This window comes from Kurthia sp. Dielmo (assembly GCF_000307285.2).
GTDB classification, from domain to species: Bacteria; Bacillota; Bacilli; order Bacillales_A; family Planococcaceae; genus Kurthia; species Kurthia populi.
The window spans coordinates 504,831-521,642 of sequence record NZ_HE578958.1 but is presented as its reverse complement, the minus strand read 5'-3'; the positions used below and the strand labels follow the sequence as shown (position 1 = coordinate 521,642).

General features: G+C 39.1%; 16 protein-coding genes and 1 pseudogene. 9 read left to right on the top strand and 8 right to left on the bottom strand.

Annotation, left to right across the window (positions count from 1 at the left end):
• Positions 1–99 precede the first annotated feature (99 nt).
• Positions 100–1,509, bottom strand: a complete 1,410-nt coding sequence (locus tag KTHG_RS11260; protein ID WP_139993592.1) for a C69 family dipeptidase — start codon at positions 1,507–1,509, stop codon at positions 100–102.
• A gap of 202 nt (positions 1,510–1,711) precedes the next feature.
• Between KTHG_RS11260 and KTHG_RS11255 the strand changes: the two genes are divergently transcribed.
• Entirely contained in the window at positions 1,712–3,229 is a 1,518-nt protein-coding gene (locus KTHG_RS11255) for a flotillin family protein (RefSeq protein ID WP_126991823.1), read from the top strand.
• Positions 3,230–3,347: 118 nt separating this feature from the next.
• Here the strand turns inward: KTHG_RS11255 and KTHG_RS11250 are convergent, their stop codons facing one another.
• Positions 3,348–5,000: an FAD-dependent oxidoreductase gene (locus tag KTHG_RS11250; protein ID WP_139993590.1), complete on the bottom strand. Its 1,653-nt coding sequence runs from the start codon at positions 4,998–5,000 to the stop codon at positions 3,348–3,350.
• Positions 5,001–5,189: 189 nt separating this feature from the next.
• Here KTHG_RS11250 and KTHG_RS11245 point away from each other — a divergent pair, with 189 nt between their 5' ends.
• Together KTHG_RS11245 and KTHG_RS11240 are read left to right on the top strand one after the other, a co-directional pair.
• Complete coding sequence (locus KTHG_RS11245; protein ID WP_139993588.1) at positions 5,190–5,915, top strand: alpha/beta hydrolase; 726 nt, start codon at positions 5,190–5,192, stop codon at positions 5,913–5,915.
• Complete coding sequence (locus KTHG_RS11240) at positions 5,912–6,352, top strand: hypothetical protein (protein WP_139993586.1); 441 nt, start codon at positions 5,912–5,914, stop codon at positions 6,350–6,352. The genes KTHG_RS11245 and KTHG_RS11240 overlap by 4 nt, the downstream gene beginning before the upstream one ends.
• Before the next feature lie 36 nt (positions 6,353–6,388).
• On the opposite strand, the gene KTHG_RS11235 is transcribed toward KTHG_RS11240, so the two are convergent.
• The 3 genes from KTHG_RS11235 to KTHG_RS11225 form a co-directional block, all read right to left on the bottom strand.
• Positions 6,389–6,871 (bottom strand): DinB family protein, encoded by a 483-nt coding sequence (locus tag KTHG_RS11235; RefSeq protein WP_139993584.1) that lies wholly within the window; start codon positions 6,869–6,871, stop codon positions 6,389–6,391.
• Positions 6,872–6,979: 108 nt separating this feature from the next.
• Positions 6,980–8,749 (bottom strand): bifunctional metallophosphatase/5'-nucleotidase, encoded by a 1,770-nt coding sequence (locus KTHG_RS11230; RefSeq protein WP_139993582.1) that lies wholly within the window; start codon positions 8,747–8,749, stop codon positions 6,980–6,982.
• A 383-nt stretch (positions 8,750–9,132) separates the two neighbouring features.
• Positions 9,133–9,333, bottom strand: coding sequence for a YwbE family protein (locus KTHG_RS11225; RefSeq protein WP_126991829.1), 201 nt, complete (start codon positions 9,331–9,333; stop codon positions 9,133–9,135).
• 107 nt (positions 9,334–9,440) lie between these two features.
• Between KTHG_RS11225 and KTHG_RS11220 the strand changes: the two genes are divergently transcribed.
• Positions 9,441–9,956, top strand: coding sequence for a DNA-3-methyladenine glycosylase I (locus KTHG_RS11220; RefSeq protein ID WP_139993580.1), 516 nt, complete (start codon positions 9,441–9,443; stop codon positions 9,954–9,956).
• A 360-nt stretch (positions 9,957–10,316) separates the two neighbouring features.
• Here the strand turns inward: KTHG_RS11220 and rsiV are convergent.
• Both rsiV and KTHG_RS11210 read right to left on the bottom strand, forming a co-directional pair.
• Positions 10,317–11,160, bottom strand: a pseudogene (gene rsiV / locus KTHG_RS11215) (anti-sigma-V factor RsiV).
• The gene (locus tag KTHG_RS11210; protein ID WP_126991832.1) at positions 11,153–11,656 is read right to left on the bottom strand and encodes an RNA polymerase sigma factor SigV; all 504 of its coding nucleotides are present in this window, start codon (positions 11,654–11,656) and stop codon (positions 11,153–11,155) included. The pseudogene rsiV and the gene KTHG_RS11210 overlap by 8 nt, the downstream one beginning before the upstream one ends.
• Positions 11,657–11,835: 179 nt before the next feature.
• On the opposite strand from KTHG_RS11210, the gene KTHG_RS11205 reads away from it, so the two are divergent.
• From KTHG_RS11205 to KTHG_RS11195, 3 genes are read left to right on the top strand one after another with little or no spacing between them, the layout of a single operon-like run.
• A complete protein-coding gene (locus KTHG_RS11205; protein ID WP_139993578.1) occupies positions 11,836–12,546 on the top strand; it encodes a polysaccharide deacetylase family protein in 711 nt (236 codons plus the stop codon).
• Positions 12,536–13,132 (top strand): DedA family protein, encoded by a 597-nt coding sequence (locus tag KTHG_RS11200; RefSeq protein ID WP_139993575.1) that lies wholly within the window; start codon positions 12,536–12,538, stop codon positions 13,130–13,132. The genes KTHG_RS11205 and KTHG_RS11200 overlap by 11 nt, the downstream gene beginning before the upstream one ends.
• Before the next feature lie 44 nt (positions 13,133–13,176).
• Positions 13,177–14,325, top strand: a complete 1,149-nt coding sequence (locus KTHG_RS11195) for an MGDG synthase family glycosyltransferase (RefSeq protein WP_139993573.1) — start codon at positions 13,177–13,179, stop codon at positions 14,323–14,325.
• Positions 14,326–14,369: 44 nt separating this feature from the next.
• On the opposite strand, the gene KTHG_RS11190 is transcribed toward KTHG_RS11195, so the two are convergent.
• Positions 14,370–14,906 (bottom strand): 5' nucleotidase, NT5C type, encoded by a 537-nt coding sequence (locus tag KTHG_RS11190; protein WP_139993571.1) that lies wholly within the window; start codon positions 14,904–14,906, stop codon positions 14,370–14,372.
• A gap of 75 nt (positions 14,907–14,981) precedes the next feature.
• Here KTHG_RS11190 and KTHG_RS11185 point away from each other — a divergent pair, with 75 nt between their 5' ends.
• Both KTHG_RS11185 and KTHG_RS11180 read left to right on the top strand, forming a co-directional pair.
• Positions 14,982–16,316 carry an MATE family efflux transporter gene (locus tag KTHG_RS11185; protein ID WP_370362759.1) on the top strand — a complete coding sequence of 445 codons (1,335 nt, stop codon included), beginning with the start codon at positions 14,982–14,984 and terminating at the stop codon, positions 16,314–16,316.
• 2 nt (positions 16,317–16,318) lie between these two features.
• Complete coding sequence (locus tag KTHG_RS11180) at positions 16,319–16,678, top strand: hypothetical protein (RefSeq protein ID WP_126991838.1); 360 nt, start codon at positions 16,319–16,321, stop codon at positions 16,676–16,678.
• Positions 16,679–16,812 lie beyond the last annotated feature (134 nt).

The following is a 16,812-nucleotide window of genomic DNA, read 5'->3' as shown; positions in this document are numbered from 1 at the left end:
GAATAATTTTTAAAAAGAATTTAAATTCAAAAAATAATAAGACCAAAGATACAGTACATAAATAAAAAGAACCGTCACAAGAACGGTTCTTTCAGTAGACTAATCATTTAATGAGAAATTTAAAGACATATGTTTTGTACCTGTTGCCATCATGTTACCGAGTAACTGGTTCGTATTGTTAAAGCATAATGTCGCCATTTCCTCATTCACTTGGCCTAAATAAGCTTGAATGTCTGTTTGCTTAGTAGCCTCGCGGTCTGCTAATAGCTGCATATTACGGCAACTTGCCACCGTTTTTTGTTCGTAGGCACGATGTAGATCGCTGTATAAATCAAAATTCGTATCTCCAAGCAGGGCAATTGTATGACTTAGCCAATGAATTTTTGTAATATCAAATGTTGACTTTGTATCACGGTAGCAAGCTGGTGTATCTAATACATTTGCATAAAAAGGAACGATGGCATTAAATGTATTCGGTCCAAATGCAAGCCAGTGTACACCGGCAATTTCTGGTGAAACGTCTGGACGGATTTGTAGAATATGACATTCCTGATTACGGTTAATACCAATTGTACGGAACATAAATTTGGTATCTTCGCTGCCTTCACCATATGGGTCAAATTCGGTGTTTTGGAAATGTGAGCTAAGCGCCCACTTGACGTCTTCTACAGAAATTTTACGATTGGCATGGCAAATAAATGGTAGGTTTTGCTCCATTGGTTGCTGTTCGATTTCTGGGTTAAAGAATTGTTGAACATACCAAGCACGAGGGTTGTTATAACGCGTATCTTTAATTGAAGCACTACCAAAAATATGGCGTAAATTATAGCCCTCAAAATCAGGATTTAAATGATGAACTTCGATAAACTCACGTAATCCTTCTGAGCAAAGTGTATCCGCTGAATCAAAATCAAAATAATCAATATTGAAGCGGTTTGGGGCCACAACATAAGCATCGTCTGGAATACGAACAGCTGCCCAGTGGTGACCACCAATTGTTTCCATATACCATACATCATCGGCATCAGAGAAAGCGATACCGTTTGATTCGTATGTGCCATATTGTTCTAAAATACTTCCTAAACGTTGTACGCCTTCTTTAGCAGAGTGTATATAAGGGAGTACTAATGTAAGCATGTCTTCTTCACCGATACCATTATCAACAAATGGGTCTGCACCTAATACACGTGTATTCGTCGTGATGGTTTCTGTTGCAGTCATCGCTACATTGGCGCTATTGATACCAGATTCTCCCCAAATACCAAAGCCTTCTGCTGCATCTGGTGTAGATGTATAACGCATTGGATTTTCTGGTAAGTCGATTTCAAATGCACTTTGCACTGATTTATAATGACGTGGCTGATCCTGTGGATTCATTACGATAAAACGTTGTGGATTAGACGAAGCACTTCCACTATCTTCATTCCGCGCAATCATCGTTGAACCATCAATCGATGCTTTTTTACCGACTAAAATCGTTGTACAAGAACCTTCTTTTCGTTGTTTCATAAAATCATCACCTAACTTTTCATTTTTCAAAACAAATTATATCATATCGATATTAAATTATAAGAACATTCAACTAGAGAGTACCTAGAAATAGTAGTGATTCAGCACCGTCCTACCGGCTATGCATTGAAATGAGTAATCAATTCCCATAAACTTATAGTAAGTGGAAATTATATCCACCACGAAAAAAGGGGGAAGTTACATGTTTAAATTCGGGTATAAAAAGGTCGCTCCGAACGAGGCATTAATTATTTCCGGTAAAAATATCGGGAAAGAGGGGGAAGCGGGCGTCTATATTAAAGATGGTCGTCGCCTTCGTGTCGTACGTGGGGGCACGGTACTCGTTACGCCATTCCAATCTGCTGATTCTATTTCATTGAACTCATTCCAAATTCCATTAAAAGCAGAAGGGATTTTAACGCGAGATGAAGTACCGATTACTGTTCATGCAACGTCTACCATTAAAGTAGCCGATGAACTTGAATCTGTCATTAAATTTGCGGAGCAATTTATGGGCAAGGCAGAAGAGGAAATTTCAAAAGAATTACGTGTTATTCTAGAAGGTAAGCTGCGTACTACAGTTGCCGAGCAAGAAGCGCTTGAAGTAAATAATGCGCGAGAAAACTTTATTCAAGTTGTACAAGAGAAATCAGAGGCGGATTTAAAGGCGATGGGCTTCAATGTTGTCAACTTTTCATTAGACCGTGTATTAGATGCAGATGAATACGATTCAGAGCTTGGCTATTTGAAAAACTTAGGGATTACAAAGCTTGCTGAATCGTCAAAACAGGCACAAAATGCGCGTTCTGATGCTGAGCGTCAAATTGAGGAGAATAAAGCGAGTAATGCGCAGTTAACAGAACGTGCGAAAAATGAATCGGATATTGAAATTACACGTCAACGGACGGATTTACAATTAGAGCAGACAAAAGCTGCAAATGATTTAGAGCTTGAAAAAACACGTCGTGAGCGGGAACTAAATGAGCAACGTGCGATTGCAAAGCAAGCCTATGAGAAAAAGCAAGCTGAGCTAGAACTCGATTTAATTGAAAAAGAAACACAGGCAAAGCGGGAACGTGAAAATTCACAATTAGAGCTGAAAGAGTTAGCGAAACAGCAAGCAGTTATTGATGCGCAAATCATTGCAGAAAAGGATGTCATCGCGAGTGATGCGAGAGCACGTATTGCAGAACGTACAGCAGAAGCGGATGCGCGTTCTAAGGAACTTCAGTTAAAAGTAGAAAATGATGCGGTTGCACGTAAAAATCAAATCGAAATTGATGCGATACGTGAGAAGGGGATTGCTGAGGCGGAAGCGATTAAGATGAAAGCTGAAGCAATGAAGGAATACGGTGAGGCAGCGATTGCAGAAATGTTAATTAAAGTATTGCCAGATTTTGCGCGCGCCGTTGCAGAGCCACTTGCATCGATTGATAATGTACAGGTGATGGATTTTGGAGCAGAAGGAGGCGGTGTACAAAGCGTCGCGGGAAATACAGTCGGTGTCATGGCCATGGTCCAAAAATCCCTAAAAGAAACGACTGGGATTGATGTGAAAGATTTACTTGAAACAAATGCATCCTATGGTCGTAATTATTTATCGGCAAAATCTGAGCCAGAGCAAGCATTAGAAGAGGATTATCCAATGCCTATTGAGACGATTTCTGCTGAGGAATTAGAAAATTTTGAAGCCAATGTAGAAGATGATAATAACCGCTAGGGAAGATAGGTATACATTTCTTGCGCCGTTAACAACTCAAACGAATAATCAGGTGAGCTTATCACCAAGTCGTTAAAAAAAGCAGTGGACTCGATCGAGTCCACTGCTTTTTTTGTGATTAGCGATTACAATGTTTTGCGGCAATATAGCCAAATGTCATACCTGGTCCAAGCGTTGCGCCTGGGCCGGGGTAAGATTCGCCCATCACCGAAGCGGAGCAGTTACCAGTCGCATAGACGCCATTAATTGGTTGACCATCTGTTTTTAAAATACGCGCCTGTGTATCAATAACTACGCCTCCTTTTGTGCCAATATCGCCTGGGTAGACACGCATCGCATAAAAAGGCGCTTCCTCGATAACATCTAGATTTGGATTTTTAAGCGTCGGATCACCGTAGTAGCGGTCATGTGCGGATTCACCACGGTGGAAATCTTCATCGATGCCATTGCGAGCAAAGCCATTGAAACGCTCGACTGTGTGCTGTAGCGCATCTACCGGAACTTCCATCTTTTGTGCCAGTTCTGCAATGGTTGGCGCCGATAAAACGATATCATTGTCATAATAGGCTTGTGGGAAATCCTGTCCTGGGAATAAACCGGCGAAAATATAGCGTTTCTTAGCCTTTTTATCTAAAATCAGCCACGAAGGAACCGAGCCTGCTTCTTTTTCATGCGCATACATGACATCGACAAATTCATGATAAGGTGTTGGCTCATCAATAAAGCGATTTCCTTGCTGGTCAACGATAATCATATTTGGAATACCGCGGTCTGCCACAAGGAAAAATGGACGGCCCTTATGGTCAAGGAAGGACGGAGCCCCCCATACACGGTCCATTAAATCAAATTGTGCCCCTAATTTTTCAGCAGGTGTGATAATATCACCTGTTTGTCCCTCCGGTGATGAGGACCATGCCGCATTGGTTGGCTGCGGTAAATATTTTTCCCGGTATGCTTGATTACGTGAAAACCCGCCGCTTCCTAAAATGACCCCTTTATTCGCTTTTAACGAAATGGCTTGGCCGTCTTTATTTGCTGTAATGCCGATAACGCGGTCCTGCTCATAAATAAAGTCTTCAAAGCCGCAGTTGACCCATATTTCGCCACCTAGCTCTTTATAAGCTAGGGCTAAGCGTCCGATTAATGCTTGCCCTAATGCACCAAATTCCTTTTTCAAGACGATATGTTGTATAAGACGCCAGCCAAGTGTAAGCGAACGTAGCTTGCCCTTCCATGTACGAGAAATCATATTCACTTTATGGAAGTCTTGACCTGTCATAACAAAGCCCTTTGTATCCATTGCAGGGGGGCGCATTAGCTTTTGCCAGTCACCTAGTTCATTTAAATCGAACAATAGCGGCTCAATCGAACGGCCACGCCCCTTGCCACCTTTACGATTTGGATAATAGTCTGAGTAGTTATTGGCGTAGCTATAACGCATATGAGGGCTTAGCTCATGAAAATAATCGAGCATTTCAATACCACGTTTTAAATACGTTTCTTTCATGTCGTCGGATACCCGATCTCCAACCGTTGAATCTAAATAATTTTTAGCATCTTCATAAGAATCAGCCACGCCTGCTTCGACTAAATAGCGATTGTTTGGAATCCATACACCGCCTCCAGAAAGCGCCGATGCACCGCCAAATACTGCTTCTTTCTCGATAAGTAATGTTTTTAGCCCCTCATTTTTAGCGGTGATAGCTGCAGCAAAGCCACTTGCCCCTGAACCAACGACTACCACATCATATTCTGCTGTCCAATTAACCATACAAATACCTCCTAATATCCTTATTTATTCCAAATATAACAATTAGTGAACAGGAGTACAAATCTTTTCACTGCGCCTATGTTAGCGCTTGCAATATGGTGTTAGTGTTGCTACACATTTGTAAAAATGGTAGTTATTTTAATTAAAAGGAAATATAGGTGATATACTTATATTTAAGGGGGAAAGAAAATGAAATTGGTTTGTTTACATGGGTTAGGGAGTACGAAGCATTATTTTAAAGAGTTGCAACAGCTATTACCGAATGAGGATATAGAGGCTTATGATTTGCCCGGACATGGTGAGGAAGAAGAGTTAGCTGATTTTACAATGGAGGAGCTAGTGGCATGGCTACATCATAAGGTGACCGAGCCTGTCATGTTAGTCGGGCATTCACTTGGCGCAATCATCTGCTTAGCTTATGCACAGCGCTTTCCGAAAAATGCAGCGCATCTAGTGTTATTAGATGGTGGCTATTTACAGTCGGCAGATTTTGGCGTATCGCTCGAGCAAGAAATCGAAGGCGCTAGGCAGTTTATCGCCCAAATGCAGTTTCCAACATTTGAAGCAGCAGTAGAAGCTGAAAAAGAAGAGGCACTAAGATGGAATGATGTCCTTGAAGAAGCGGTGTTCCAACGTTTTCATCATACAGATGGACATGTGCAATTAAAGGTATCGGAGAAAACAGCGGTTGCCTATACAAAAATAAGCAATCAATTTAAACTACCAGCGCTTACGCAATCGATTACATTATTTATTGCGACTCAGCCTATAGAAGCCGAACAAGTGCGCCAAAAAGCCATGCAGCGATTTATGACAACATTGCCGCAAACAAATTGTATACGTGTGGACACCGGACATGATGTACTTACGGAAAATCCATTTGATATTGCAAATCAGTTAGGGGGATATAAATGAAGAAAATAACATTAATTGTTGTTATTATGGTAATGATTGGTGGCGCTGTCTATTGGAATTATGCGACAGGGATTCCTTCACTATCAGTTAGAGCGGATAATAAGATAGTAGAAGTTACACAAGGAACTTATTGCTGGAGTAGCTTAATATCAAGTGAATGTGTTGATAAAATAGCACCGACACAAATGGTAAAAGAGGGAATTATTACACCAACTGTTGTGAAACCAGGCGCTGTACTGAGCTATCAATTTAGTAAAAAGCCAGTAGGAGATTCTGAAAGTATATTATTTGAAGATGAAGCGGGGCATTCAATTGACGTAAAAAGAGAAAATCAGACATTTAAAGCACCGATTAAAAAGGGACTATATATGTATACTATTTCAGCAAGATGGGATAAAGGCGATGTTAGTTATGCAATTGCGATTGATGTCAAATAATAAAAACCCTTCCACCATCTAGGAAGGGTTTTATTTTTATAAGCTATCAAATAAAACGATATTCGTATTGTTTGGCGTATGTCCCATTAAGCTTAGCATAGCGGTTATTTGACCTTGGTGATGACATTCATGAGTGAACGCGTGTATTAAAAGATGATGTGGTGTTTTTTGTACAGTTGGTTTAAAGTCAGATGCGGAAGAAGTCATCACATCCATCGAATCTTCAAATGTCTGAATAGCTAATGCGACGTATTTATCAACTAGCATATATACTTCTTGAATATCAGCTAATGTCATTTTTTCTACAACCTCTGCTGGGAAGTCCCCGACAGAATCATTGCCTAATAAAAATGAGCCAATCCAGTTACGGTAGCATTTTGTAATGTGTAATAATGTGTCTTTAACGCTATCTAACGCAAAGCCATGTGATTGTGCTAATTGTGCCTCACTTAATTGTGCGCATTGCGCCATAATAACGTCTCGTCCTTGTGTAATCCATTTATAATCTTGTGTATTCATTGTTTCCTCCTAGCATTTCGCAACGCCTATTTTAGCATGAATTTGAGGAATCGATGTACATTTTATAAAAAAAGACAGCCCCAGTGAATGGGAGCTGTCTTTTTTGCATTATTCTACACGTTCTAAACGTAATGTCGAGACATCTTCTTTTTTAATAGTCCCTATTTTTTCAACATAATTAATGAAAATATCTGTATCAACACCTAAATATTGTGTCACTTTTGCGCCAATGAAGGTTGGGAATTTATCGCCGCCTCCTAGTAAGAAGTCATTTAATGCCGCTTTATAGATACGATCTTCATCGATTTTTTGTTCGTTCACAAAAACATCAACGACGCCATTTTCATTAAATGTATAGTTTAACCCCGCCATTTCTAAACCATAACCACCGATGAATTGGTCATTAATTGCTGCTTTTACTTGTGCGCCTGTTAATTCAATGATGTTTAATGTATTGCCAAATGGTTGTACAGCTTGTGCTGCACCGCGTGTAACTGTAAAGCCATTAGCACTTGCGATACCATTTAAGTTTGAGCGTACACCGCCAGAGTTTGTAAATGCAAAGTCTACTTCTGCATCAATTGAACGCGCATAATCTAGCTGTGCATCTGTTACTAAGTTACCGACTTCAGAGCCGCCGATAGGGTACTGGTCGGTCGGGCGTACTTTTGTTGGTGCGGTTTTTGATAAGCTTTCAACGTCTAAGGTAGCAATTGGTTGGTCCATAATTTTCCCAACGATTGTTTTCGCCTCTGTGACAATTTTATTAACCTTTTTCGATACTTTATTTGAATTCAATACATCAGCAGGCTGTGTATAATTGTATTTAATCGTTGCCGATGGAGTAGAAACAAAATCTTTTGTTTTCTTGCTAATTTTACCGTTTACAACCGAATAGGCTTCACCATAATTATAAGCTTGAACGATACGCACCTTTTTGTATGTATTATTTGCATACGCATGATTATGACCACCAAATACGACGTCAATTGAGTTTTTCGGATCGAGCTTATTCACTGTTTTTAGCATGTCGATTACTTCACCTGTTAATTGCTCATCTTTTTGTGTTGGAATAGAAGAATTTGCTTCTTTATTCGCTGATACAGAAGCATGTGCCACAACAGTAATTGCTTTTACGCCTTTTTTGCGCAACTCTTTTGTATATTTCGCAACAGCCTTCCCAGGATCTACAATGTCGATATCCTGTGTATGTTGTGCCAGCACAACATCTTTAATACTTGGTGTGACCACGCCAATAAAGGCGATTTTAACGCCGTCTACCTTTTTAATCACATATGGTTTAAAGCCTTTTAAAAGCTTATTTGTTTTTTTGTCATTAATATTTGCTGATAGGACATCCATAGACGATTTATTATACTGATAATCTTTCACGAGCTCATAATTTTGTGTAACGTTTTTAATTGGTGCGTCTCCTTTAAGAAGTCGCTTAAATTCATCAATGCCTTCATCGAATTCATGATTCCCTAAAGCACCTACAGAGAAATTCATTGCATTGACGATATTCATAACAGGCTCGTCTTGTAGTAGCCCGGAAATTGCAGGAGAACCACCAACTAAATCACCCGCTTGAATCGCTAATGAATTTTTAGTTGCTTTTAATTTATTTGCCTTTGCAAAAGCTGCCTTTTCTTGTTCGAAATGATATGCAAGAGAAGCCATACCCCCAATTGCGGCACCATTGGCATCTTTTTTGTTGTTGCCATCGATATAACCGTGTAAATCATTCATGCCTAAAAACTGCACAGGTACAGTTTTGTCCACCACTTTAGCATCTGCCGTGCCATCCGTTGTTGTAAATGGCACTGTCGCTAATAGCAATGCCGCACTTAATGAAACGATTAACTTTGATTTTTTCATTCTTGCACCCCTTTGTATCTAATACTCTAACTATAGAAATAATTATTCAAATTTTCAATATAATTTTAAAAATATTTCGAAATTCGTAATGTGTGCGCTTTTTCATCTTTTTTTCAGAATTGAAACGAAATCGAAAATTAAATATCCTTTTTTTGCTAGTTCGCGTAAGTAACTATTATCGGTATAAGCAATAATGTATTAAAATAAATACTTTTATTCTATTTAATCATAAAAGTTACCTTAAATTAACCTAGTTAACTTATTTAAAATAAAAAAGGTTTACTAAAGTTATTAATTTAATGATAGAAAACGTTTTAAACGAATATAAAAAAGAGGAATTGCCTGAAATGACAATTCCTTTAGACACACTATAACTAACACGTTTATTTCTCCGGATAAGTGTTACATACACGCCCGATTTGCCCGTCTGTCAAGCGTACTTTAATACCATGGGGATGTGAGCTACTATTTGTTAATAAGTCTTTCACGATTCCTTGTACAGTCTTACCTGTACGTTGGTCTTTTTTTAATACAATATCAACTTTCAGACCACTATATACATCTTTACGATTTTTGCCGTCCATTTTTCAACCTCCTTTAATGCGTTTTAAGTGTATCATATTTTTAAGTCATATAATTAGAACGTTTGTTCGATATTTGTTATAATAAACGAAAGATATGAGGTGATTCAATGGAAAAGTTTCGCTGTAGATGGTGTGAGTATGATGCCGATCTCATCCATTATCATGATAAGATTTGGGGAACAAAGCGAGAAACCGATGACGAGCTTTTTGAAGCATTGACCTTTGAAATTTTCCAGGCAGGTTTAAAATGGGCAACTGTTTACCGAAAACGCGATGGTTTTAAACAGACATTTGCTAATTTTACGATAAAACATGTTGCGCAGTTTGATGACGCTAAGAAAAAGAAGTTGAAAGAGGACGCATCGATTATCCGGCATACGGCAAAAATCGCTGCTACCGTTTATAACGCACAGCAGCTCCTAACTATTCAGAAACAATATGGTAGCTTCAAAAATTTCCTTGATATCGTACCACCAGAAAACCGAATTGAACAATTATGTGCCTATTTCAAGCAAGTTGGCAAAACGACAGCAGAAAGTTTTTTGATAGCATGCGGTTACCTGCCTACTCAGCATGAAAAAAGATGTTATTTGTATACCAAATCTGAAGAAGAAAAAATATAATGCAGAAATTAATATTGTATTGTTTGATACAGAGATAAGATAAGTAAAAAGAGACTTTGACATACGCAAAACAACCGCTCCTATGAGCATAAAAAAACGGGAATTACGCTACGGCGCGGTTCCCGTTTTTTGTTGCAATCTTTAAAACAAGAAGATGACTTGTTTTGTCCCAGTCTTTTTTATATGATGACTTTATTTCTACTCGTATGTTGTCGCCTCCTTATGATTGAAATATAGAAGAAAAAAGAATGAAAACCGCTTATTTACGCTATGCGGTCATTTTTCGTTGCTATGTGGCTACCACACCCTCTTTTGGTACATAAAAAAAGAAAGTACGACAAAACGTACTTCCCTTATTTTTTATCGAATATAGCGATCCCCTACTAAAATCGATTGAATCACCTTCGTTGGAATGACAAACTGAACAGCACCCATATAGCCTGGTGCTACATCATATTCATCAAACGAAATGACGAGCTTGCCTTTATCATTAATATAAAATTGTTGATTTTTATGAATACTTTTGAAAACATCAACAGGTTCCTGTTCCGGATTTACAAAGTATATTTTATTGTCATCCGCTTTCATTTGCGCATGCATTTGGCGAATAATCTCTTCACTAATGACTTCTATATAAGAAGTATCTTTAAATAAACTCGGTAATGTAATAAGCGCTTCATTTTTCGTATCAAGGGTCACATAGCGTTTCTGCTCATAGCCAGATGCTTGTACACGTAGAATCGTTTGCTCAATCGATAGAATGCCATGATGGTCGGTAATCGTCTTATAATCACTATCCACTGCAAAATGTCCCTTTTGTTGTTTGTATTCTTGATACAGTTTTTCTGTTGTTGCTTGGTAGTCTGCATTTATGTTATTTTCAAGCGTTTGGTTTTCGAGTCCGCTCACTTTCGGTGTCGCTACATCAATTTTTGTCGTGCCCTTGCCATCATGTACTTCTTCAAATGTAACAACCTCAACAAGCTCTTTGACGCCAGGAATTTTGGATAATGTATCCGCTGCTGCAGGGCTTAGGTTTACCGATGCAACAAAGACCGTTGCTGCTGCGACGCTTGTCATCGGCCATACAAACCGTTTTTTCTTTCGGCTTTTCATGCAATGCTTCTGTGACAAGCTTATCTAACTCCACAGGAATCGGTATATTTTTGTATTCCTCTCGTAATTCATGCAATTTTTTATTCATGAACGGTTCCCTCCGTTATTTCAATACGTAATAATTTTAAACCACGATACAATCTTGTTTTAACGGTATTAACGTTTTCATCTACTATTTCTGCAATAGCATCGATTTTTAAATCTTCAAAATAACGTAAAACAATAATAGTGCGATATTCGATTGGTAAACGCTCAAGTGCCTCGTGTAAGTCGATATCTTCGTAATGGTCTTCTGCGCCACTTTGTAAATAGTCAAGCGTGTCATCATCCATTACCGTTACACGCTTATGTTTTCGCAAAAAGTCGATAGCTGTTCGTACAACAATTTTATAAAACCAACTTTTCATCGAATCCATTTTTTCTAAGCGCTCAAGTGCCTGTAAGCCTTTTTGTATCGCATCTTGCACAATATCAAGCGCATCCTGCTGATTTTTTACATAGCTATATGCTAAACGATAAAAATCGTCTTTATAATCCGTTACACATGCCACAAACTGCGCACGTATGTCGTGTCTTTTTGTCATGTAAGGAGCTCCTTTACCAAACTAGTTCAACGAATAGACGTTCTTGTTACCTGAAAAAGTTTTTATTTCATCCAGCATTTTCAAAAAAGGCATTGAAAAATAACATATTCAACGAAATAATGGAATATAGGACACCTTTTTACAAATTGAACGTTCTATTTTATGAGGGGTTGGTTATTATGAAAAAAATACTTGCCGCTGCAGTTGGACTTGCAGCAGCCTACACTGTCATACCTACAGTGTTTATCCGTAGTACTTCCTATGGCATCGTGCAGAATAATGGTATGCCAGGAGTCATGTTGACATTTGATGATGGACCTAATCCAGCATATACACCGCAACTACTTGATCTTTTAAAACAATACGAAATAAAAGCCATTTTCTTTGTTGTTGCGGAAAAAGCGGAGCGTTACCCAGAGATAATTAAGCGTATGCAACAAGAAGGCCATGTGATTGGACTTCATCACTATACGCATAAAAATAGTTACCGACTGTCACCTATTGGCTTATATAAAGAAGTCGCACACGCAAAAGAGGTTGTAGAAAACCTTACACAGTCGAAGGTTGCCTTGTATCGACCAACTTATGGTCATATTTCTCTCGCGACTTTACCAGTATCTCGCAAGCTAAATTTAACACCTGTTATGTGGACAGGGATTTTTGGCGATTGGAAAATCCGTACATGTCAAACGACATTATTACAAAAACTTCATGCAAAGCGTCAAGACGGCGCAACTTATGTATTGCATGATTGTGGACAAAACCCTGGAGCAGACGACACTGCCCCAGCCTATATGCTGCATCAATTATCGCAGTTTCTTCAACAGGCTACGCTCGAAGGTCAGCAGTTCACAGACCCGAAAGCGTGGTTAGAAAAAAATGGACACTAGCCATGTATTATCTCTTGTCGAAAGCTATGGACCATTAATTATTTTTATTTGTCTTTTCTTTGGTGTCGTGGGCATCCCAGCACCAGAGGAAACATTGGTCGTTATTATTGGTATTTTAATTCATCAACACACGCTACCAGCACTGCCAACAATTCTTTCCGCATTTTTCGGTGTCTTTATAGGCTTCTTATCAAGTTATGCTGTTGGCCGTTATGCAGGAGCGCCTGTTTTTAACAAAGTAACGAAACTAATGAAAATGAGTGATTTTAAAGTACAAGCCTTTAAGGAAAAATATGAAGCAAATTATAAAAAAGCATTGCTCATTGGCCTATTTATTCCAGGGGCTCGTCAAATTAATCCTTATTTAGCTGGTATTTCAAAAATCCCATTTATCCCTTATGTCATTGTAAGTTTAATTGGTACGACAATATGGGTAGTGCCTTTTATGATGCTTGGCTATGCTACTGCCAATGTTGTGACAATTCGTTATGAATATTTACCTTTTATCGGTATTTTTATTGGCCTTGCATTTATTTTATTTTTCTTTATTAAACATAAACGTAAACAAGCAAACAGCAAAAAATAATACATTTTGTCGCACTTTATTTGGACGTAAAGGACGTGTTAATTATGATTTTGATTTTACCATTTATGCAAATGCAGTCTGGGCATCATCAAGTGGCAGATGCCATTGCTGCTCATATAAAAAAACAAGACCCATCACAAGAAGTGGAAAAGCTCGATATTTTCAACTATACATTTCCACGTATTGAAAAAATGATTTCACGTATTTACTTATCATGGATTCAAAAGCATCCCGTCTCGTACAGTAAGTTTTACGCGAAGCAATTCAATCAACAAACATATAATTTTAAACCATTTTCACCATGGGAAAACTTGATGGAGGAAACACTTGAACGCATCATTTTAGAAAAGAAACCAGAAGCGGTCATTTGTACACATAGTTTCCCTTCACATGCTGTCGGCAACTTAAAAGTGAAAGGGCATATTTCTATGCCTGTCATTAACGCCTATACGGACTTTTTTGCAGGGGGTGTGTGGGCAAAGGACGGTGTCGATCTTCATTTAGTACCGTCAAAAGCAGTTGGTGAGCATTTAAAAACAACATTCAATATTGCACCAGAGCAAATTTTAATCTCAGGTATTCCTGTTCATCCAGCTATAACGCGTGTGAAACAAGTAAAAAGCTCAAAGGCAAAGCATTTACTTGTAGCGGGTGGGAATAGCGGTTTAGGCGATATAGCTTCTCTTACAGCACAGTGTAGTGCCTATCCAGATACGCATTTTTCGGTGCTATGTGGCAATAATCAAAAACTTTTTGATACACTACAGACAAGTAGGGTACCAAATGTGACACCACTTGCGTATATTTCTAGCCGAGAAGAGATGAATGCACTCTATGAGCAAGTAGATGGCATCATCACAAAGCCTGGTGGTGTAACAATTTCAGAGGCTTTTGTAAAACGCATACCTATTTTTGTCGCCTCTGTGCTACCGGGGCAAGAACAAATCAATATGGATTATTTAATACCAAAACAGCTTGTTTATCCAATTGACGCAGCCCAACCTGCTATTGCACAAGTTATGAATGTACTAGAAGATGAAGTGCAATGTGCTCGCTTTGAACGTGCTATCACCGCATATGAGCAAGACATTGAGCTAAATACCGAACGTTTTATTGAACAGGTGCTACACATATTACCGCGAGATCATTATAAATCGCATAAACGCTTTAATAAGCTCGCGTTACTATCTTAAACAAAAACCCCGAGAGGATTTGTGCAGTCCTCTCGGGGTTTTTATTATTTATTTAATTCATCCATGAAAAATTTTTCTACCTCAAGCCAATCATTCACGCGAATTGGATACTCCATATTCATATTATGAGGCGCCGTAAACATCACGCCAGTGCCTTTGAAACGATTTAGTTGAAGAGCCGTATCATCGACTAAATAATCTGCTTGAATGACACTTTTATCGCCACAAAAAACATATTGATGCTGTGGAATTGTTGGGAAAAATTGTTGTAGCCATTCAAATTTCGCCATAAATGATGGGGGGACTTCCATTGCTGCTGTCGCAATATAAATCTCATAGTGTTCACTTAGACGCTCTACGACTTCAACGCTATGTGGCATGACTGGTAAGTCGCGGAAGAATGTAGGGTCCCCGTAATAATTGTATAATGCTTGTGGTGCCTGTTCGTCTAGCTCTGGTAAGCGTTTGCCTACAACATCTTCTTTCGTGTAGTTTTTATCAAAATCTTCATTAAAGCGGCTTAAAAATTTTGCGACCAAATCTGCCATTACTTGGTCCATATCAAGTGCAATACGTTTCATGAAAAAACCTCACCTTCTATAATCCACTCTAAAGGCTCTAGACGAAAAGCGCAACTATTGTGCTATACTTTTAGCATGATGGAAAAATTACAACTTGAGCAATATAATACAAGAAAGAAAAAATTACGAGCTATCCTTGTCATGGGCATTCCAGCTATGTTTGAAAACATTTTGCAAACACTCGTTGGTTTTGTCGATACACTATTTGTCTCAAAGGTTAGCTTAGATGCAGTGACGGCGGTCAGTATCGCCAATGCAATTATTGCGATTTATATGGCTATCTTTATGGCAATTGGTGTCGGCGCTTCGTCCCTGATTGCACGGTATTTAGGTGCAGACAATATAAGCAAAGCACGGCAGACAGCAAGACAATCCACGATTCTCGCGCTTGTCTCTGGTATTCTCTTTGGATTAGCTACGCAGTTTTTTGCCGAGCATATGCTACGCGTCATGGGTGCAGGAGAAGCAATTGTTGAGCTAGGTGCGGTTTATTTACGCATTGTTGGTATTCCTGCATTATTTATTTCGTTAACAATGGTGCTCGCAAGCGTCATTCGCGCTACTGGTAATACAACAACTCCGCTTAAAATCAGCTTTATCCTGAACATCATTCATATCGGGCTTGATTATATTTTTATTATCGTACTTGATGGCGGCGTGGCGGGTGCTGCGTATGCGACTGTCCTCATTCGAATCGTGAATAGTATTTGGCTGTATCAAGCGGTCCAAAAAACGGCATTGCACTTCAGTTGGCGTAGCCCAAATGATGCAACACTCCTGCAGCAGCTCTTAGCTTTAGCTACACCCGCTGCACTAGAACGACTCATTATGCGTGTTGGGCAGGTTGTGTACTTTGGTCTGATTATTAAAATCGGAGCGGACACGTATGCGGCACATATGATTGCTGAAAATATTGAGGCATTTACGTTTATGCCGGGGTATGGGATGGCGGTTGTGGCAACGACCTTTGTTGGCGCTAGTATTGGGGCAAAACGTAGGAAGGAAGCATTTGAATACGGGGTCCTGTCAACAGTTGTAACGATTGTTGTAATGTCTGTACTTGGGGTGCTCATGTTTATTTTTTGTCCATGGATGGCACGCTGGTTTACTGACGATCCTGTAGTCATTGACCAAATCGTCACGGCGCTACGCATTGATGCTTTTGCACAGCCTGCTGTGGCGATGAGCTTTGTGTTAGCTGGTGCACTTCAAGGTGCCGGTGATACGAAAACACCGATGTATGCCACTGCGGTTGGTATGTGGGGACTACGCATTGTCGGGGTGTATGTACTAGGTATTACACTCAATATGGGCATTGCAGGTGTCTGGCTCGCATTATTAATTGATTTATATGTTCGCTCCATATTTTTATGGTTCCAATTTAGAAGAAAAACACTTAGGGGGATTTAGAGATGCATTATCTTATCGCAACCGATCAAGGGGTTCAAATAATGTCGAAAGAAGGTCAGCTTGATTTTACATGGGCATTAGATCAGCTTGGTTTAGAGGAGCGCAAATTAGCGCCAGCTAGCTTAAATGATGTCGTACCAAATGTCGTACTATTTTGTGATGAAAACGCACAATATGACCAAGAAGGCTTTTCATTCCGCATTGCTTCAGATGAAGATAAATTTTCAATGCGTATTTTCGGACCGTTCATTGTAACAGCACTGAATAATGCGGCAACAGATTTTTATGGTTTATCAGATGAGCAATTAGGCATTTTACAAATGAAATTAACGATTCAGCCATTTGAGGAATTTAAAGGGTAAAAAAGAGGCTAGGGAATACATGTTAAAACAACCTCTTATATGAGTATAAGAAAAACCGGAATCGCGCAATGGTGCGGTTCCGGTTTTTCGTTGCGAATGCTAAAAAAAGAAAATAACGTGTTTTGTCTCAGTCA